The 19,023-nt window shown below is 58.8% G+C and carries 16 protein-coding genes, 4 tRNA genes and 2 pseudogenes; 16 read left to right on the forward strand and 6 right to left on the reverse strand.

What is annotated here, in order from left to right; all coding sequences use genetic code 11:
* Positions 1-147: 147 nt before the first annotated feature.
* A complete protein-coding gene (locus tag K5K89_RS12150) occupies positions 148-558 on the forward strand; it encodes a hypothetical protein (protein ID WP_058426814.1) in 411 nt (136 codons plus the stop codon).
* On the opposite strand, the gene K5K89_RS12155 is transcribed toward K5K89_RS12150, so the two are convergent.
* The gene (locus K5K89_RS12155) at positions 555-716 is read right to left on the reverse strand and encodes a hypothetical protein (protein WP_165447913.1); all 162 of its coding nucleotides are present in this window, start codon (positions 714-716) and stop codon (positions 555-557) included. The two genes, K5K89_RS12150 and K5K89_RS12155, sit on opposite strands and share 4 nt — an antisense overlap.
* A 190-nt stretch (positions 717-906) precedes the next feature.
* Between K5K89_RS12155 and K5K89_RS12160 the strand changes: the two genes are divergently transcribed.
* Complete coding sequence (locus K5K89_RS12160) at positions 907-1,569, forward strand: C39 family peptidase (RefSeq protein WP_092244761.1); 663 nt, start codon at positions 907-909, stop codon at positions 1,567-1,569.
* Positions 1,570-1,605: 36 nt separating this feature from the next.
* On the opposite strand, the gene pbpG is transcribed toward K5K89_RS12160, so the two are convergent.
* Together pbpG and folD are read right to left on the reverse strand one after the other, a co-directional pair.
* Positions 1,606-2,529, reverse strand: coding sequence for a D-alanyl-D-alanine endopeptidase (gene pbpG, locus K5K89_RS12165; protein ID WP_222541492.1), 924 nt, complete (start codon positions 2,527-2,529; stop codon positions 1,606-1,608).
* 207 nt (positions 2,530-2,736) lie between these two features.
* Positions 2,737-3,591 (reverse strand): bifunctional methylenetetrahydrofolate dehydrogenase/methenyltetrahydrofolate cyclohydrolase FolD, encoded by an 855-nt coding sequence (folD, locus tag K5K89_RS12170; RefSeq protein WP_058426811.1) that lies wholly within the window; start codon positions 3,589-3,591, stop codon positions 2,737-2,739.
* Positions 3,592-3,870: 279 nt separating this feature from the next.
* Here folD and K5K89_RS12175 point away from each other — a divergent pair.
* From K5K89_RS12175 to K5K89_RS12220, 10 genes are all read left to right on the forward strand, one after another.
* A tRNA-Arg gene (locus K5K89_RS12175) sits at positions 3,871-3,947 on the forward strand.
* Between the two features lie 32 nt (positions 3,948-3,979).
* A tRNA-His gene (locus K5K89_RS12180) sits at positions 3,980-4,055 on the forward strand.
* 56 nt (positions 4,056-4,111) lie between these two features.
* A tRNA-Leu gene (locus tag K5K89_RS12185) sits at positions 4,112-4,196 on the forward strand.
* Between the two features lie 77 nt (positions 4,197-4,273).
* A tRNA-His gene (locus tag K5K89_RS12190) sits at positions 4,274-4,349 on the forward strand.
* Positions 4,350-4,749: 400 nt separating this feature from the next.
* Positions 4,750-6,060, forward strand: a complete 1,311-nt coding sequence (tig, locus tag K5K89_RS12195; protein ID WP_071492031.1) for a trigger factor — start codon at positions 4,750-4,752, stop codon at positions 6,058-6,060.
* A gap of 91 nt (positions 6,061-6,151) precedes the next feature.
* Entirely contained in the window at positions 6,152-6,787 is a 636-nt protein-coding gene (gene clpP / locus K5K89_RS12200; protein ID WP_222541493.1) for an ATP-dependent Clp endopeptidase proteolytic subunit ClpP, read from the forward strand.
* Between the two features lie 112 nt (positions 6,788-6,899).
* Positions 6,900-8,183, forward strand: coding sequence for an ATP-dependent Clp protease ATP-binding subunit ClpX (gene clpX / locus K5K89_RS12205; RefSeq protein WP_003238279.1), 1,284 nt, complete (start codon positions 6,900-6,902; stop codon positions 8,181-8,183).
* A 172-nt stretch (positions 8,184-8,355) separates the two neighbouring features.
* Positions 8,356-10,752, forward strand: a complete 2,397-nt coding sequence (gene lon / locus K5K89_RS12210; protein WP_071492029.1) for an endopeptidase La — start codon at positions 8,356-8,358, stop codon at positions 10,750-10,752.
* Positions 10,753-10,900: 148 nt separating this feature from the next.
* The gene (locus tag K5K89_RS12215; protein WP_003174819.1) at positions 10,901-11,173 is read left to right on the forward strand and encodes an HU family DNA-binding protein; all 273 of its coding nucleotides are present in this window, start codon (positions 10,901-10,903) and stop codon (positions 11,171-11,173) included.
* A gap of 229 nt (positions 11,174-11,402) precedes the next feature.
* The gene (locus K5K89_RS12220; RefSeq protein ID WP_093124165.1) at positions 11,403-13,277 is read left to right on the forward strand and encodes a SurA N-terminal domain-containing protein; all 1,875 of its coding nucleotides are present in this window, start codon (positions 11,403-11,405) and stop codon (positions 13,275-13,277) included.
* 48 nt (positions 13,278-13,325) lie between these two features.
* Here K5K89_RS12220 and K5K89_RS12225 read toward each other — a convergent pair whose 3' ends face one another.
* Positions 13,326-13,763 (reverse strand): helix-turn-helix domain-containing protein, encoded by a 438-nt coding sequence (locus K5K89_RS12225; protein ID WP_222541494.1) that lies wholly within the window; start codon positions 13,761-13,763, stop codon positions 13,326-13,328.
* 79 nt (positions 13,764-13,842) lie between these two features.
* On the opposite strand from K5K89_RS12225, the gene K5K89_RS12230 reads away from it, so the two are divergent.
* A complete protein-coding gene (locus K5K89_RS12230; RefSeq protein ID WP_222541495.1) occupies positions 13,843-14,340 on the forward strand; it encodes a DUF2938 domain-containing protein in 498 nt (165 codons plus the stop codon).
* A gap of 4 nt (positions 14,341-14,344) precedes the next feature.
* Here K5K89_RS12230 and K5K89_RS12235 read toward each other — a convergent pair.
* A pseudogene (locus tag K5K89_RS12235) lies at positions 14,345-14,581 on the reverse strand (MFS transporter); the annotation flags it as partial.
* Here K5K89_RS12235 and K5K89_RS12240 point away from each other — a divergent pair.
* Together K5K89_RS12240 and K5K89_RS12245 are read left to right on the forward strand one after the other, a co-directional pair.
* Positions 14,573-14,863: pseudogene (locus K5K89_RS12240) on the forward strand (LysR substrate-binding domain-containing protein); the annotation flags it as partial. The pseudogenes K5K89_RS12235 and K5K89_RS12240 sit on opposite strands and share 9 nt — an antisense overlap.
* An 89-nt stretch (positions 14,864-14,952) precedes the next feature.
* Positions 14,953-15,726, forward strand: a complete 774-nt coding sequence (locus K5K89_RS12245) for a DUF2242 domain-containing protein (RefSeq protein WP_071492024.1) — start codon at positions 14,953-14,955, stop codon at positions 15,724-15,726.
* A gap of 1 nt (position 15,727) precedes the next feature.
* Here the strand turns inward: K5K89_RS12245 and aceE are convergent, their stop codons facing one another.
* On the reverse strand, positions 15,728-18,388 hold the full coding sequence (gene aceE, locus K5K89_RS12250) for a pyruvate dehydrogenase (acetyl-transferring), homodimeric type (RefSeq protein ID WP_222541496.1): 2,661 nt from the start codon (positions 18,386-18,388) through the stop codon (positions 15,728-15,730).
* Between the two features lie 146 nt (positions 18,389-18,534).
* On the opposite strand from aceE, the gene K5K89_RS12255 reads away from it, so the two are divergent.
* The gene (locus K5K89_RS12255; RefSeq protein ID WP_071492022.1) at positions 18,535-19,005 is read left to right on the forward strand and encodes a MarR family winged helix-turn-helix transcriptional regulator; all 471 of its coding nucleotides are present in this window, start codon (positions 18,535-18,537) and stop codon (positions 19,003-19,005) included.
* Positions 19,006-19,023: the final 18 nt, after the last annotated feature.

Consider the following 19,023-nt stretch of genomic DNA (forward strand, 5'->3'; position numbering starts at 1 on the left):
ACCCACCTAACACGCACCTTTCAGCCAGGTGAAGGAACATTTAGGTTAGGGCTGAAGATCGTTTCATATGTATTCATTTGTTCTACAAAGGGCAGCTCCTCAAGCTTGCAACCCATCGGACACATTGTCTTTCTTTGGAGCCCTGCCATGTCACTCAAACCTTTATTGTTGATTCCTGCCCTTGGTGCTGTGCTGTTGTTGTCGGCATGTGCCGGCCCGATCCCCAAGGCTGACCCGAGCGAAGCGTGGATCGGTCTGAAAGAAGAAGCGCCGAATGACCTGATGGCCGAGCGGGTAGATGGCAAGCGCGTGGATGACGGGCGCTTTTTTGAAGTGCCACCAGGCGATCATCGCCTGGATGTGACGCTGTTCGAGGAAGAACCCGGCGACGATAATCAGCAAGACTGCCAGGGGCGTGTCGAGTACAAGCATTTCAAGGCGGGTGAGCACTACACCCTGGTCGAATCCAGCCTGGGTACTACCGTGCGTGCGTCCTTGATGGACGGGCACGGCAAGGAAGTTGCGGCCACTCAGGACTTCAATTGCATGCCGGGCTAGGCGTGATGCACCGCGGCCTTGTGAGGCTTGGCGGGTGCCGTCGGTTTGACGTGGGGGTGATGGTGCCGGCGGGTAATGCGCAACACCCCCCACAGCATGGCGCCGGCTACCGCCAGCCAACCGCAGATCAACAGGAAAATCGTCGTTGCAAGGCTCATTCGGGCCTCCTTTCGCCCCGCAGGGGGCACACACAGTCTTCTCAATGGACAGTCTAGCTACCTGGCGGTTGCCTGCTATTGACCAATGGTCGAGTGCGACCAACTTCTTTGCTATATCCACGCCCCCTGCACAATCGCGATTGGGCTATGATCAGGGCCCTTACCGGCAGTCGATCAAGAGAGTAGAAAATTGCGGTTACGGTCGAACCTGAAAACATCCTTGTTAATTGCTTGTGCCCTGGGCCTCGCGGCCTGTTCCTCCGCACCGTCGAGGCTGGCGGGCCTGCCGGAGCGAGTCGAACTCAATGGCGTGCCGACCTTTCGCAGCGAGGCTTATCAGAGCGGTCCTACATCGTTAGCCAGCATGCTGTCGCAACAAGGCATTGTCATGACACCGGGGTTGCTGGATAAGCCATTGCATCTGCCGGGCGGTGAAGCGGACCTTGAGCGCAACATGCAGGTACTGGCGCGTGAGTATGGGCTGATGGTGTACCCGCTGGATGCGAAGCTGACGGCGGTGCTGGCACAGGTCGCGGCGGGTTATCCGGTGATGGCCCGGATTGGTGGCGGGCTGTGGTCCGACGCGCACTACGTGGTAGTGGTGGGGTTCAATCAGCAGAAAAGCACGGTGCTGCTGCGCTCAGGCATGGATCGGCGCCTGTTGATGAGCTTCGGCGACTTCGAGTCAAAATGGAAAAGCGCCGGAAACTGGGCAATCCTCACCCAGCGCCCGAGCCAGTTGCCAGCCAATGTCGACGCGCAGCGCTGGCGGGATGCGGCTAACGCAACGGCCCAGGCCGGGCAGGAGCGGGCGGCGGCGCAGGCGCTGAAGGTGTTGGCGGAACGCAAATAAAAAACGGCGCTATCAAGCGCCGTTTTTTATGGTCGGTTATCGACGCGCTTCTGCAGCATTCGGCCGATTTTTCAGGTTCTTGTCGGCCTTGTAGCGCAACGCCACATCCGGCACCGACCCGCTCTTGCCGGTTTCAACCCATTTGCGGATACGGCTGGCATCGGCAAAGTGGGTGAATTTGCCGAAAGCGTCCAGGATCACCAATGACACCGGGCGGTTGCCCATGCTGGTCACCAGCACCAGGCAGTGGCCGGCCTGGTTGGTGAAGCCGGTCTTGGTCAGCTTGATGTCCCAATTGGCGCGGTTGATCAGGTGGTCGGTGTTGGAGAAGCCCAGGGTGTAGTTGGGCTTGCGGAACGACACGGTCTTTTCCTTGGTGGTGCTCAATTGGCTCAGCAAGGGGTAGTGACGCGCGGCGGCGAGCAGTTTGCTCAGGTCACGGGCGGTGGACACGTTGTGGATCGACAGGCCGGTGGGTTCCACATAGTGAGTGCTGGTCATGCCCAGCGCCTTGGCCTTGGCGTTCATCGCGGCAATAAACGCCGGGTAACCGCCTGGATAGTGGTGCGCCAGGCTGGCGGCGGCGCGGTTCTCCGAGGACATCAAGGCGATCAGCAGCATTTCTTTGCGTGGCATCTCGCTGCCGATTTTCACCCGGGAAAACACGCCTTTCATTTCCGGCGTGTCCTTGATGTTGATATCGATGTATTCATCCATGTTCTGCTTGGCTTCCAGCACCACCAGGCCGGTCATCAACTTGCTCACCGAGGCGATCGGCACCACCACGTCGGGGTTGCTGGAATAGATGACCTTGTTGGTCTGCAGGTCCACCAGCATGGCGCTGCCGGAGGCGATTTGCAGTTTGGAGGTATCACGCGGGGCCTGGGTGGTTTCGGCGGCGTGAGCGAAAGTGCCTGTAAACGCAAAAAATAGGCTGACGATAGAGAGACGAATTTTCACGCGGATGAACTCGCTAAAAAGTAAGGAAATACCGTTCGGGAACGATTTTTGGATAAATGCCGTTACATTTTAGGAGTATGGATCAGAAACTGTCGAATGTTCTTCTGGAACCAGACGAAAGTGCTTAAAAACTAAGAAAAAACAGGATTTATTACGGGCAATAAAAAGCCCTGCGATAAGGCAGGGCTTTTTCAGTACACCCGGTTATTAAGCGTGCAGGGTCTCTGCGGCGTACAGGGTGTTTTCCAGCAGGCAGGCGCGCGTCATCGGGCCGACACCGCCGGGTACCGGGGTGATCCAGCCGGCGCGGGGCAGGGCGGTGTCGTACACCACGTCGCCGACCAGCTTGCCGTCTTCCTGGCGGTTGATGCCCACGTCGATGACGATGGCGCCTTCCTTGATCCACTCACCCTTGACCAGGCCCGGCTTGCCGGCGGCAACCACCACCAGGTCGGCGCGGCCGACGTGGCCGGCGAGGTCCTTGGTGAAGCGGTGGGTAACGGTCACGGTGCAGCCGGCCAGCAGCAGTTCCATGGCCATCGGACGACCGACGATGTTGGACGCGCCAACAACCACGGCGTCGAGGCCGTACAGGTCGACACCGGTGCTTTCCAGCAGGGTCATGATGCCCTTCGGCGTGCACGGGCGCAGCAGCGGGATACGCTGGGCCAGGCGGCCGACGTTATAAGGGTGGAAACCGTCGACGTCTTTGTCCGGACGAATGCGCTCCAGCAATTTGGAGGCGTCCAGGTGCTCGGGCAATGGCAGTTGAAGCAGGATGCCATCGATCTTCGGGTCGTCGTTGAGGCCGTCGATCAGGTCGGTAAGGGCCTGCTGGGTGGTCTCGGAAGGCAAGTCGTAGGCCTTGGAAATAAAGCCGACCTCTTCACAGTCTTTACGCTTGTGCGAGACATAAACCTGAGAGGCAGGATCGCTGCCGACCAGGATCACCGCGAGGCCAGGCGTGCGCAGGCCTTGCTGGCTGCGCTCGGTGACTCGTTTGGCGATCTGCTGGCGCAGGCTGGCGGCGATTGATTTGCCGTCGATAAGTTGTGCAGTCATTACGCGTGATTAACCATCGAGAGGGGGAAGAAAAGTGCGCGCATTCTCGCATGCCAAGGCGTGAGGGCAAAGGCGCTTGGTCTGCAAATTGCCCTAACCCCTTAAATAAAATGAATTTTTTTCAAAAAAGATTTGACGGGTTTCGAGGGCGTCTATACTATTCGTCGCACTTGTCGGGCACAGCCTAGCACTGGTTAAGAAGGTCGAGCAGAATAGCGTGTTGTTCTGCAAGGCTGGAAGCACTTAGTTTGTAATCCTCCAAGAGTACAGATTAATAAGGCGCCCGTAGCTCAGCTGGATAGAGCATCCGCCTTCTAAGCGGATGGTCGCAGGTTCGAGTCCTGCCGGGTGCGCCATTAGGCAGCTTTGGCACAAGTAGCGTCAGATGGTGGGCGTAGCTCAGTTGGTAGAGCACGGGATTGTGACTCCCGTTGTCGAGGGTTCGATCCCCTTCGTCCACCCCATATTTTGAAAGGCGCCAGATTAATCGTCTGGCGCCTTTGCTTTAAGAGCTTCAAGCGCGGATGTGGTGGAATTGGTAGACACACTGGATTTAGGTTCCAGCGCCGCGAGGCGTAAGAGTTCGAGTCTCTTCATCCGCACCAAATAAAGCCTGGCCTTGTTGAGAAACGGGGTAGGGCTAGACAAAGAAGTGGTTTGGTTTCTTTGTTAACGCAATATGGTGGGCGTAGCTCAGTTGGTAGAGCACGGGATTGTGACTCCCGTTGTCGAGGGTTCGATCCCCTTCGTCCACCCCATATTCGAAAGGCGCCAGATTTAACAGTCTGGCGCCTTTTTTGGTTTCAGCGGTTCGACTATTCGGCGGCAGCACGTAGTGGGCCGCAACGGCAGGGCGTTTCGTCGTATTTATGTATCTCGATGATGCTGCGCTGCCTGTCAGCCCTGTTTGAAGGGTTGGCCGTCAGGGAGATGGATGACGACTTCTTCTATATATAGAAGGGGCGGCGCAGAGCCCTGGCGTGATGGGCTGTATTTGTCACCGGGGCGAGGTGCATCAGTGCCTTCGTACCGATAAATTGCCGGCTGTTTTCGGGCGTATTTGCAGTAGGGTGACTTCTTGAGTTTGACCCACTAGAATGCATGCCCTTGATTGGGGTCGGAAATGGCCGGCTAACGTCTGTGCAACGAGGAATATCCATGCAAGTTTCTGTTGAAAATACTACTGCTATCGAGCGTCGCCTGAGCATCACCGTGCCGGCTGAGCGTCTCGAGACTGCGGTCAACAAGCGTCTGCAGCAGACTGCCCAGAAGGCCAAGATCGCTGGTTTCCGTCCAGGCAAAGTGCCAATGAGCGAAATCAAGCGCCGTTTTGGTGCCGATGCGCGCCAGGAAGCTGTGGGCGACGTGATCCAGGCTTCTTTCTACGAAGCGGTCGTTGAACACAAGCTGAACCCGGCGGGTTCGCCGTCGATCGAGCCTAAGTCCCTGGAAGCAGGCAAGGACCTGGAATACGTTGCCGTATTCGAAGTGTTCCCTGAGTTTGAAGTGGCCGGTTTCGACGGTATCGCCATCGAGCGCCTGAGCGCCGAAGTGGCTGACTCGGACCTGGACAACATGCTGGAAATCCTGCGCAAGCAGAACACCCGTTTCGAAGTGGCTGAGCGTGCTGCCCAGAACGAAGACCAGCTGAACATCGATTTCGTTGGCAAGGTTGACGGCGAAGTGTTCGCTGGCGGCTCCGCCAAGGGCACTCAGCTGGTGCTGGGTTCCAACCGCATGATCCCGGGTTTCGAAGACGGCCTGGTTGGCGCCAAAGCCGGCGAAGAACGCGTTCTGAACCTGACCTTCCCTGCTGACTACCAGAACCTGGACCTGGCTGGCAAAGCCGCCGAGTTCACCGTGACCGTCAACAGCGTTTCCGAGCCTAAGCTGCCAGAGCTGAACGAAGAATTCTTCGCGCAATTCGGTATCAAGGAAACCGGTATCGAAGGTTTCCGCGCCGAAGTTCGCAAGAACATGGAGCGCGAGCTGCGCCAGGCCATCAAGTCCAAGGTCAAGAACCAGGTCATGGACGGTCTGCTGGCTGCCAACCCGATCGAAGTGCCCAAGGCCCTGCTGTCCAACGAAGTGGATCGCCTGCGCGTTCAAGCTGTTCAGCAGTTTGGTGGCAACATCAAGCCTGACCAGCTGCCGGCCGAGCTGTTCGAAGAGCAAGCCAAGCGTCGCGTCGTGCTGGGCCTGATCGTGGCTGAAGTGGTCAAGCAGTTCGACCTCAAGCCGGACGAAGACCGCGTTCGCGAAATGATCCAGGAAATGGCTTCGGCCTACCAGGAGCCTGAGCAGGTCGTGGCTTGGTACTACAAGAACGATCAGCAACTGAACGAAGTGCGTTCGGTTGTGCTGGAAGAACAAGTTGTGGATACTGTTCTGCAGAAGGCTAAGGTGACCGATAAAGCGGTCTCTTACGAAGAAGCAGTCAAACCGGCGGAAGCAGCACAAGCCGACTGATTGTCCAACTCGTTGGAAATTCAACCATAAGCCAGCCTCGCGCTGGCTTATGCGTTTTCAAGACATGACTATTTGGGAGTAACTGCAGAGCATGTTCCGTAATTCCTATATTCAGCAGAACTCTGATATCCAGGCCGCTGGCGGCCTGGTCCCGATGGTTGTCGAGCAGTCCGCTCGTGGCGAACGCGCCTACGACATCTACTCGCGCCTGCTCAAGGAGCGAGTGATCTTTCTGGTGGGCCCCGTAGAGGACTACATGGCCAACCTGATCTGTGCGCAGCTGCTGTTCCTTGAAGCGGAAAACCCGGACAAGGACATCCATCTCTACATCAACTCCCCAGGCGGTTCGGTAACGGCGGGCATGTCGATCTACGACACCATGCAGTTCATCAAGCCGAACGTGTCGACCACCTGCATCGGCCAGGCCTGCAGCATGGGCGCGTTCCTGCTGACTGCCGGTGCCGAGGGCAAGCGCTTCTGCCTGCCCAACTCGCGCGTGATGATTCACCAGCCACTGGGCGGTTTCCAGGGCCAGGCGTCGGACATCGAAATCCACGCCAAGGAAATTCTGTTTATCCGCGAGCGCCTCAACACGCTGATGGCCAAGCACAGCGGGCGCACCCTGGAAGAAATCGAGCGCGATACCAACCGCGACAACTTCATGAGTGCCGAAGCGGCGCAGGCATATGGCCTGATCGACGCAGTGATCGAAAAGCGCCCCGCTTAATATAAGCCGCTCAAAATAGGGCTGGTCGGCATGTCCGACCACTGGCGGGCTTGAAAAAGCCCGCATAAGCCTTCATCTTGTGTTGCAAGCCTATCGGATTTGGATCGAACGAATGACTGACACCCGCAACGGCGAGGACAACGGCAAGCTGCTCTATTGCTCCTTCTGTGGCAAAAGCCAGCATGAAGTACGCAAATTGATTGCCGGCCCCTCGGTGTTTATCTGCGACGAATGCGTCGACCTGTGCAATGACATCATCCGTGAGGAGGTGCAGGAAGCCCAGGCCGAGAGCAGCGCGCATAAATTGCCTTCGCCTAAAGAAATCAGCGGCATCCTTGACCAGTATGTGATTGGTCAAGAGCGTGCAAAGAAGGTTCTGGCCGTAGCGGTATACAACCACTACAAGCGCTTGAACCAGCGTGACAAGAAAGGCGACGAAGTTGAACTCGGCAAGAGCAATATCTTGCTGATCGGTCCTACAGGCTCGGGTAAAACCCTGCTTGCAGAAACCCTCGCTCGCCTGCTGAACGTTCCGTTCACCATCGCCGACGCCACCACCCTTACCGAGGCTGGCTACGTGGGTGAAGATGTCGAGAACATCATTCAGAAACTGCTGCAGAAGTGCGACTACGACGTAGAGAAGGCCCAGATGGGTATTGTCTACATCGACGAAATCGACAAGATCTCGCGCAAGTCGGACAACCCGTCGATTACCCGGGACGTTTCCGGTGAAGGCGTGCAGCAGGCACTGTTGAAACTGATCGAAGGCACGGTCGCTTCCGTACCGCCACAAGGCGGCCGCAAGCACCCGCAGCAGGAATTCCTTCAGGTTGATACACGCAACATCCTGTTCATCTGTGGCGGTGCGTTCTCCGGCCTGGAAAAAGTGATCCAGCAGCGTTCCACCCGTGGTGGCATTGGCTTCAGTGCAGAAGTGCGCAGCAAGGAAGAAGGCAAGAAGGTGGGCGAGTCCCTGCGTGAAGTCGAACCTGACGATCTGGTCAAGTTCGGTCTGATCCCTGAATTCGTTGGTCGTCTGCCGGTCCTGGCCACGTTGGACGAGTTGGATGAGGCGGCTTTGATTCAGATCCTCACCGAGCCGAAGAACGCCCTGACCAAGCAATACGCCAAGTTGTTCGAGATGGAAGGTGTAGACCTCGAGTTCCGTACCGACGCACTCAAATCAGTGGCCAAGCGGGCACTGGAGCGCAAGACCGGTGCACGTGGCCTGCGTTCGATTCTCGAAGGCGTGTTGCTCGACACCATGTACGAAATCCCCTCGCAGTCCGAGGTGAGTAAAGTGGTGATCGATGAAAGCGTTATAGAAGGCAAGTCCAAGCCACTGTATATCTACGAAAACAGTGAGCCGACTGCCAAGGCTGCGCCAGACGCGTAAGCGTTTCGCAGTGTTTGTATAAGCAAGGGGCCTCCAGGGGCCCCTTTGTTTTTACGGCGTTTTTACGCCGGAGCGTTTACTGCGTTAACTGCTGGCAATAAGCTTGTTTTTTTTGCATGCAGACCCCATCTTGGTTTCAAGCTTACTTTTCAATTGTCATAGAGGCGAAATCATGAAGACAACCATCGAATTGCCTCTCCTGCCGTTGCGTGATGTCGTCGTCTATCCGCACATGGTTATCCCGCTGTTCGTGGGGCGCGAGAAGTCTATCGAAGCCCTCGAGGCCGCGATGACGGGCGACAAGCAGATCCTGCTGTTGGCCCAGAGAAATCCTGCCGATGATGATCCAGGCGAAGATGCCCTGTATCGCGTCGGTACCATTGCCACCGTGCTGCAACTGCTCAAGCTACCCGATGGCACCGTCAAGGTGCTGGTGGAAGGCGAGCAGCGTGGTGCGGTGGAACGCTTCATGGAAGTGGACGGCCACCTGCGCGCCGAAGTGGCGCTGATCGACGAAGTCGAGGCCCCTGAGCGCGAGTCCGAAGTGTTTGTACGCAGCCTGCTCTCGCAGTTCGAGCAGTATGTGCAGTTGGGCAAGAAGGTCCCGGCTGAAGTCCTGTCCTCCCTCAACAGCATCGATGAGCCGAGCCGCCTGGTCGACACCATGGCCGCGCACATGGCGCTGAAGATCGAGCAGAAGCAGGACATCCTCGAAATCATCGACTTGCCGGCACGTGTAGAACATGTATTGGCACTGCTGGATGCCGAAATCGACCTGTTGCAGGTTGAGAAGCGCATTCGTGGTCGCGTGAAGAAGCAAATGGAGCGCAGTCAGCGCGAGTACTACTTGAATGAGCAGATGAAGGCCATTCAGAAGGAACTCGGCGACAGCGAGGAAGGCCACAACGAAATCGAAGAGCTGAAAAAGCGCATCGATGCCGCCGGCCTGCCGAAAGACGCCCTGACCAAAGCCACCGCCGAGCTGAACAAGCTCAAGCAGATGTCGCCGATGTCGGCCGAAGCCACCGTGGTGCGGTCCTACATCGACTGGCTGGTGCAGGTGCCGTGGAAGGCTCAGACCAAGGTACGCCTGGACCTCGCTCGTGCCGAAGACATTCTCGACGCCGATCACTATGGCCTGGAAGAAGTCAAGGAACGCATCCTCGAATACCTCGCTGTGCAAAAACGCGTGAAGAAAATCCGTGGCCCGGTGTTGTGCCTGGTTGGTCCGCCGGGTGTGGGTAAAACCTCCCTGGCCGAGTCGATTGCCAACGCTACCAACCGTAAGTTCGTGCGCATGGCCCTTGGTGGTGTACGGGATGAAGCGGAAATCCGTGGTCATCGCCGCACGTACATCGGTTCGATGCCAGGAAGATTGATTCAAAAGATGACAAAGGTGGGTGTGCGCAACCCGCTGTTCCTGCTCGATGAAATCGACAAAATGGGTAGCGACATGCGTGGCGATCCGGCATCGGCGTTGCTGGAAGTGCTTGACCCCGAGCAGAACCACAATTTCAACGACCATTACCTGGAAGTCGACTACGACCTCTCCGATGTGATGTTCCTGTGCACCTCCAACTCCATGAACATCCCGCCAGCGTTGCTGGACCGGATGGAGGTGATTCGTCTGCCGGGTTACACCGAAGACGAAAAGATCAACATCGCCGTCAAATACCTCGCGCCCAAGCAGACGTCGGCCAATGGCTTGAAGAAAGGCGAGATCGAATTCGAGGTCGAGGCGATCCGCGACATCGTGCGCTACTACACCCGCGAGGCCGGTGTACGGGGCCTTGAGCGCCAGATTGCGAAGATCTGCCGCAAGGCGGTCAAAGAGCACGCGCTGGAAAAACGCTTCTCGGTGAAGGTCACGGCCGACTCCCTGGAGCACTTCCTGGGCGTGCGCAAATTCCGCTACGGCCTGGCCGAGCAACAGGATCAGGTCGGCCAGGTGACTGGACTGGCGTGGACCCAGGTGGGCGGCGAGTTGCTGACCATCGAAGCCGCAGTGATTCCAGGCAAAGGCCAGTTGATCAAGACCGGATCGCTCGGTGACGTGATGGTCGAGTCCATCACTGCCGCGCAGACCGTGGTGCGCAGCCGCGCCAGGAGCCTGGGGATCCCCCTGGACTTCCACGAGAAGCACGACACGCATATCCATATGCCGGAAGGGGCGACCCCCAAGGACGGTCCTAGCGCTGGCGTAGGCATGTGCACGGCCCTGGTTTCGGCATTGACCGGCATTCCGGTACGCGCCGATGTCGCCATGACCGGTGAAATCACCCTGCGTGGCCAGGTATTGGCTATCGGTGGTCTGAAAGAGAAATTGCTGGCTGCACACCGGGGCGGTATCAAGACCGTGATCATTCCTGAAGAGAATGTTCGCGACTTGAAGGAAATTCCTGACAATATCAAGCAGGATCTTCAGATTAAACCGGTTAAATGGATTGACGAGGTCCTGCAAATTGCGCTGCAATACGCGCCGGAGCCCTTGCCGGATGTGGCTCCGGAGATAGTTGCTAAGGACGAAAAACGCGAGTCTGATTCCAAGGAAAGAATTAGCACGCATTAATGTGTTAAAGCCCGGGGGCTTCCTTGACAGCTTTTTAGAGCCCTTGTTATAAAGCGGCTCTTAAGTGTCTGTAGGCCATTCAGCACTGGTTTTTGCTTTCACCAAAAAACTTAGAATCATACTCAATAGATATATAAGGGGACTTAGAGTGAACAAGTCGGAACTGATTGATGCTATCGCTGCATCCGCTGATATCCCGAAAGCTGCTGCTGGCCGTGCGCTGGATGCAGTAATCGAATCCGTCACTGGCGCTCTGAAGGCCGGCGACTCCGTGGTACTGGTAGGCTTCGGTACTTTCTCTGTGACTGACCGCCCAGCTCGCACTGGCCGTAACCCACAGACTGGCAAAGCACTGCAAATCGCTGCTGCCAAGAAACCAGGTTTCAAAGCCGGTAAAGCCCTGAAAGAAGCCGTTAACTAAGCTTCGACCAAGCCTTTACCTACCCGGGTCGGACGCAGGTTCGACCTGGCAGCGGAGCGGCCAGCAGACCCAGGTATTCATCGGGTCGCCAAGCCGGGGGGAACGAAAACCCCCGTCCGCTCCGCCAGTTGCGAGAAGGCGCATCCTTGGATGCGCCTTTCTTATATCCGTACTCTACCCACGCTCCACGGTTGCCTATTCTTGAAGTTCAACCGTTTCTGGGGGACGCATGCTGCAAAATATCAGGGACAATTCACAAGGCTGGATTGCCAAGACCATTATCGGGATCATCGTCGCGTTGATGGCGTTCACCGGTATCGAGGCCATTTTCCAGGCTTCGGGTAACAACAAGCAGGACGTGGCCAAGGTCAACGGTGAAGAAATCACCCAGACCGAACTGAGCCAGGCCGTCGACATGCAACGCCGCCAGCTGATGCAACAGCTGGGCAAGGATTTCGATGCTTCGCTGCTGGACGAAAAACTCCTGCGCGACGCGGCACTCAAGGGCCTGATCGATCGCAAGCTGCTGCTGCAAGGCGCCGCCGACTCCAAGTTTGGCTTCTCCGAAGCTGCACTGGACCAGGTGATCCTGCAGACGCCGGAATTCCAGGTGGACGGCAAGTTCAGTCCTGACCGCTTTGACCAGGTCATTCGCCAACTGGGCTACACCCGTATGCAGTTCCGTCAGATGCTGACCCAGGAAATGCTGATCGGCCAGGTTCGCGCAGGCATCGCCGGCAGCGGTTTTGTGACCGACGCGGAAGTCCTGGCATTCGCCCGCCTGGAAAAGCAGACCCGCGATTTCGCCACCGTCAACATCAAGGCCAACCCTGCCGCGGTGAAACTCACCGACGACGAGGTCAAGGCTTACTACGACCAGCACGCCAAAGAGTTCATGACCCCTGATCAAGTGGTCATCGACTATCTGGAACTGAAGAAGTCTTCCTTCTTCGACCAGGTCACCGTGAAGGACGATGAGTTGCAGGCTGCCTATCAGAAAGAAATCGCCAACCTCGCTGAGCAGCGTCGTGCCGCGCACATTCTGATTGAAGTCAACGACAAGACCACCGACGCGCAAGCCAAGGCCAAGATCGAAGAAATCCAGGCACGCCTGGCCAAGGGTGAGAAGTTCGAAGCCCTGGCCAAGGAGTTCTCCCAGGATCCAGGTTCGGCCAGCAACGGCGGTGACCTGGGCTTTGCCGGGCCTGGTGTCTACGACCCGGACTTCGAAACCGCCTTGTACGCGTTGAACAAGGACCAGGTCTCGGCGCCGGTGCGCAGCAGCTTCGGTTGGCACCTGATCAAGCTGCTCGGCGTTGAAGCACCGCAAGTGCCGACCTTTGCCAGCCTGAAAGACAAGCTGACCAAAGAGCTCAAGACCCAGCAGGTCGAGCAGCGTTATGTCGAAGCGACCAAGCAATTGGAAGATGCGGCATTCGAAGCCTCCGATCTGGCCCAGCCGGCGTCCGACCTGAAACTGACTGTACACACCTCCGCGCCGTTTGGCCGTGAAGGAGGCGAAGGTGTTGCGGCCAACCGTGCCGTGGTCACCGCTGCGTTCAGCCCGGAAGTGCTGGATGAGGGTGCCAACAGCAGTGCTATCGAGCTGGACCCGGAAACCATCATCGTGCTGCGTGCCAAAGAGCACCTGAAGCCTTCGCAACTGCCGCTGGAAAGCGTTGCAGCGGCGATCCGCACCCAGATGGCCAAGGAACGCGCCAGCGCGGCTGCCAAGACTCACGCTGACGAGCTGATCGCCAGCCTGCGTGATGGCAAGACCCCGCTGAACCAGCCGGTCGACGGCCAGGCCTGGAAGGTCACTGAAGCCGCAACCCGTAGCCAGGAAGCGATCGACCCTGCCGTGCTGCAAGCCCTGTTCCGCATGCCCAAGCCTGCGGCCAAGGACAAGCCGACCTTCACCACCGTGACCCTGGCGGATGGTAGCCTGGTCATCGTGCGCCTGAACGGCGTCAACGAGGCCGCTGCGCCAACGGACGAAGAAAAGGCGCAATACCGCCGCTTCCTCGCCTCCCGTGTCGGTCAGCAGGACTTCGCGGCCTACCGCAAGCAGTTGGAAACCAAGGCTGACATCAAGAAGTTCTGATGTCGGTTTGACTCAAAAGCCCCCGGCCTGAAAAGACCGGGGGCTTTTTTATGGTCGCTGGAGTGGACTGCCCGGTGGGGTACGCGCCGTTCTGCTCCTTTTCAGCGTGCCTGCCGCGACCTTGAGCAAGCGCTGAAAATTCGGGCATTGCCCATGGTCAGGTGCCGGGCAGTCTGCCGCATGCCGCAAGCCCTGACTCATCGCTTTCAGGCGCTTGATGGTCGCGTCGATGCTGTCGGCCTTGTCCAGCAACAGCTGTCTGTCCACCTGCAATGCGCCCTCCAAGGGCAGCATGCTGCGGATTTCATCCAGCGACAGGCCGCCGGCTTGTCCGAGGGCGATCAGCGCCAATTGATCGAGCACGGCGGGCCTGAAGTGGCGCCGTTCCCCTGGGGCACTGGTCGCGGTGATCAACCCGGCCTTCTCGTAAAACCGCACGGTGGAGGAGGGCAGTCCCGTACGCCGGGCCACTTCCGAGATATCCATGATGACTCCTTTGACTTGAAGTTGACTTCAACTTCTATCCTGCCTGTGAACGAGGGTCTCATCAATCGGAGGGCAGGTCATGTTGTCGATGGAAGAAGGTGTAAGGCTGGTATTGATCGGGATCGGGGCGACTGTCGTGATGGATGTGTGGTCGATGATTCTCAAAGGCTTGGGCATTACAACGCTCGATTACTCGATGGTGGGCCGCTGGGCCGGCCACCTGCGTCACGGCACGCTTGCCCATGCCAGTATCGGCAAGGCCTCGCCGGTACGCGGCGAATTGGCGCTGGGCTGGGCGATTCACTATGCCGTGGGTATCGCCTTTGCGGCGCTGTTGGTGAGTATCTACGGCGTGCAATGGCTGCATGATCCCCAATGGTTGCCTGCGTTGATGGTGGGCACGCTGACGGTGGTGATCCCTTACTTTGTGATGCAGCCCGCGATGGGCGCGGGTGTGGCGGCGTCTCGCACACCAACACCTTGGAGAAATCGCCTGCGCAGTGTGCTGTCCCATGGCGTGTTTGGTGCCGGTCTGTATCTTTCGGCCGTGGCGCTCAGCCAGGTAGGGTCTTATTGATTCTTCAACTGCGGGCGCCTCTCGACGCCCCGGCCAATGCCCACAGCATCAGCAACACCACCGCCCAGGGAAATGCGGCGACGCCCCAGCCCTGGAGCAGCACCCCGCCCGCGAGGCCGCCGCCAGCGATGCCCAGGTTCCACACGGTCACCAGCATCGATTGCGCGGCGTCCGCCGACTCACCTGCCGATTTGGCCAGTGCGGTTTGCAGCAACGCAGGCAACCCGCCGAACGCCACGCCCCCGGCGCGTCGGAGCCGGTCCTGCGCACTCCGTTGGTCAGTACCACCATCGAGTCCCTCAAGCATGTGGTGCTCGACGGGTTGGGGATCGCCTGCCTGCCGGACTACATGGTCGAACAGGCCGTGCAGCAGGGGCGCCTGCAAAGGGTGCTGGATGAATTTTTGGAACACCGAGGCAGTTTCTGGATGTTATGGCCATCAAGTCGCCATGCTTCGGTCAAATTGCGCGTGTTTATTGATCATATGTGTGCAGGTCTTTTTCCTACAGGCGGGGCAAGGTAAGGCTGTGACGTTTTACCGACAGGAATGCGCGCGCCAAGGCCTCGTTCTGTTGCACAATACCGCCCGGACCGTTTTCCTCAGGATTTTCAATGTCGACATCATTTCACTTGCGTAGCCTCGGGCTGGCGCTGGTGCTGGCGGGCGCCGCGGGCTGCTCGTCACCCAAGACCGCCATTTATGAACATGAGAATTTCGACGACTCCGGTACGTTTTCCCGCGATTACCCGGTCACCGATGTGGCGGCGTGCGAAGCGGCGCGACGTGCCTTGCTGAGCCAGGGCTATATCATTACCAGCAGCGATCCGAAACTGGTGGTGGGTAACAAGAGCTTCCAGCAGACCGGCGAGACCCACCTGCAGATCAGCTTCAACGTGGTGTGTGCCGACGATGGCAAAGGTACCAATCACTCGACCATGTTCGCCAACGCCTTGCAGGACCGTTACGCGCTGAAGAAGGTCAACAACTCCGCGAGCCTGGGCGTGGGCGTGCTGGGTTCGGTGTCGATGCCGATCGGTTCCACCGATGACTCGATGGTGAAGGTGGCGAGCGAGACCGTTTCGGCACCGAAATTCTACGAGCGCTATTTTGCGCTGGTGGACGTGTTCTTGCCTCAGGAAGTGAAGAAGGCCGCGCATATCCCGGAGCAGCCGAAAGCCGAGCTGGGTGTGCCGGAACCTAAAACCGCACCGGCAGCAGAGAAAACCGAGCCGCCGAAGGAGGAGCCTGCCGTTTCCCAGCCCGTCACGCCGCCTGCCGAGGCCGCGCCGATTGCGCCGCAGGCGGAACCCGCGCCGGCTACCAGTAACCCGGACCTGCCGGCACCGACAGAAGCGATTCCGCCCCTGCCGACACCGGCGCAGTAATTCAGACCGCCACGGGGTTGACCTTGTCGACGTTGATCCCGTAGCGGCTGATGGCTTCACTGACTTTTTCACGACCGATAACGCCGTCATCCGCCAACGCCTTCAAGGCTGCCAGCGCGATGAAATACCGGTCCACTTCGAAGAACGCGCGCAGGGTTTCACGGGTATCCGATTGCCCGAAGCCGTCCGTGCCCAGGGCCACAAAGCGTCGGCCCTGGACAAAGGGGCGGATCTGATCGGCGAACAGCTTCATGTAGTCCGTCGCCACCACCACCGGCCCGTTCTGCCCGGCCAGGCATTGCTCCACATAACTTACCCGTGGCTCGCTCTGCGGGTGCAGCAGGTTCCTGCGTTCGGCTGCATGCCCGTCGCGGCGCAATTCGGTGAGGCTGGTGGCGCTCCACACAGTGCTGTGCACGCCGAAGTCCTGCTCAAGCAGCTCGGCCGCCGCGATCACTTCGCGCAGGATTGAGCCACTGCCCATCAGTTGCACCTGGGCCTGCTCGCTGGTCTTGAGCGGGTACATGCCCTTCAGAATCCCGTCTTCCACCCCTTCGGGCATCGCCGGGTGCGGGTAATTCTCGTTGAGCAGGGTGATGTAGTAGTAGATGTCCTCCTGTTCCACGTACATCCGCCGCATGCCTTCGCGAATGATCACCGCCAGCTCGTAGGCAAATGTCGGGTCGTAGGACACGCAGCACGGAATCACCGACGACAGGATATGGCTGTGTCCATCGTCATGCTGCAAGCCTTCGCCCATCAGCGTGGTGCGGCCGGCCGTGGCCCCCAGCAAAAAACCGCGTGCCCGTGCATCGCCGGCGGCCCAGGCCAGGTCGCCGACCCGCTGGAAGCCGAACATCGAGTAGAAGATATAGAACGGCACCGTCATCAAGCCGTGGTTGCTGTACGACGTACTGGCCGCGATCCACGAGGAAATGGCGCCGGATTCATTCAGGCCTTCCTGCAGGATCTGTCCGTCCTTGCTTTCCTTGTAGTAGCTCAGTTGCCCTGCGTCCTGCGGGGTGTAGAGCTGGCCTACGGCGGAGTGGATGCCAATCTGACGGAACAGGCTTTCCATGCCAAAGGTGCGCGACTCGTCCGGCACGATAGGCACGATCAGTTTGCCCAGGTGCGGGTCCTTGAGCAGGGTGCCGAGGATGCGCACAAAGGCCATGGTGGTGGAGATCGCCCGTTCGCCGGTGTCCTTGAGCTGGGTGGCAAAGGCGGCGAGTTCGGGGATCTGCAAGGGTTCGACCGCACTGTGGCGTGCCGGTACATAGCCGCCCAGGGCCTGGCGGCGCGCCGCGAAGTAACGGGCTTCTTCGCTGTCGGCGGCGGGCTTGAGGTAGGGAATGTCGGCGAGTTGCTCGTCAGCGACTTCCAGGCCAAAACGATCGCGGAAGGCTCTTACCGCGTCTGCGCCCATCTTCTTCAATTGATGGTTGATGTTCTGGCCTTCGCCGGCTTCACCCATGCCGAAACCCTTGACGGTTTTCGCCAGGATCACCGTAGGCTGGCCGCTATGGCGCACAGCGGCGGCATAGGCGTTGTAGACCTTGTCCGGGTCATGCCCGCCCCGTGAGAGCTTCCAGATTTCGTCGTCGGACATGTCCGCAACCAATGCCAGCAACTCCGGGTATTTGCCGAAGAAATGTTCGCGCACATAAGCGCCGTTCTGCGACTTGTAGTTCTGATAGTCGCCGTCCACGCATTCCATCATGCGTTGGCGCAGCAGGCCGCTGTGGTCTTTGTCCAGCAGGGCGTCCCAACCACCGCCCCAGATCACTTTGATCACGTTCCAACCGGCGGCGCGATACAGGCTTTCGAACTCCTGGATCACCTTGGCATTGCCGCGCACCGGGCCGTCCAGGCGTTGCAGGTTGCAATTGACCACAAAGATCAGGTTGTCGAGTTTCTCGCGCCCGGCCAGGGAAATGGCGGCCAGGGATTCCGGCTGGTCCATTTCGCCATCACCGAGGAAGGCCCAGACCTTGCGCCCCTGGTGGGGTTTGAGGTCGCGCAGTTCCAAGTAGCGCATGAAGCGCGCCTGGTAAGCGGCAGTGATCGGGCCAAGGCCCATGGACACGGTGGGGAATTGCCAGAAGTCCGGCATCAGCCGTGGGTGCGGGTAGGACGAAATACCCTCGCCACCGGCCTCACGGCGAAAGTTGTCGAGTTGCGCTTCGCTGATGCGGCCTTCCAGGTAGGCGCGGCCATAAATGCCGGGGGAGGAGTGGCCCTGGATGTACACCAGGTCGCCGTCAAAGTGCTCGGTACGGCCACGAAAGAAGTGGTCGAAGCCTACGTCGTAGAGCACGGCGGCTGACGCGTAGGTTGCGATATGCCCACCCACCCCTGAGTGCTTGCCTGCACGCAACACCATTGCCATGGCATTCCAGCGGATAAACGCATTGATACGGCGTTCGATGGCCAGGTTGCCGGGGTAGGGCAACTGACGGTCCACCGGGAGGGTATTGACGTACGGCGTGGTCACCCGCCCGTAGAAGTCGCCATGCCGCGCCACGTCGAAATCCAGCAACTGATCGATCAGGTAGTGCGCGCGGGGCCGGCCTTCAGTGGACAACACCGATTCGATGGACTCCAGCCACTCGCGGGTTTCCTGTGGGTCGTCGTCGCGTCTGACAGCGTTGTTCGGGGTCATGTGAGGCTCCAGGGTAGGCAGGTTTGAAGTGGCGGGCTCCTTGTGGGAGTGCCGGCAAATGTAATTGCAATTGCAACTACATGGCCGAATCTAGCGCGGGATGAGCTACTATTGCAACCTTCTTGAAATTCCCCGGATGGTGTTGCATGTCGTCGAAAGAGCCGGATGTATGGTTCCGTTTTGTCAGGGCCCACAGGACGGTCATCCGTGAAATCGAGCGTCGCCTGGCTGAGGCGGACCTGCCGCCGTACGCCTGGTACGACGCGCTATGGGGTCTGGAAAGCGGCCCCGACGGCACCCGCCGCATGCATGAATTGGCCGACGTGCTGGCCATCGAACGCTACAACCTCACGCGGCTGGTCGACCGCCTGGAAAAGGACGGTCTGGTGGTACGTTCCCGCTCCGACGGCGATGGCCGCGCGGCGTTTGCCTCGATCACCGAGGCCGGTCGGGTGCTGCGTAAAAAAATGTGGAAGATCTACGAAAGCACGGTGGATGAGTTGTTTCTGTCGCAGATTGAGCCCGAGCAGCGCCAGGGCTTCGCCGACGCGTTGGAGCGCACCGCCGGCCTGGCGATGGAGGCGGGCGTGCAGACCCGCAGTCGCCGCAAAATCTGAAACCCTGCGGCGCTGCCT

It is taken from the genome of Pseudomonas sp. DR208, assembly GCF_019823005.1.
In the GTDB taxonomy this organism is placed as follows: domain Bacteria; phylum Pseudomonadota; class Gammaproteobacteria; order Pseudomonadales; family Pseudomonadaceae; genus Aquipseudomonas; species Aquipseudomonas extremorientalis.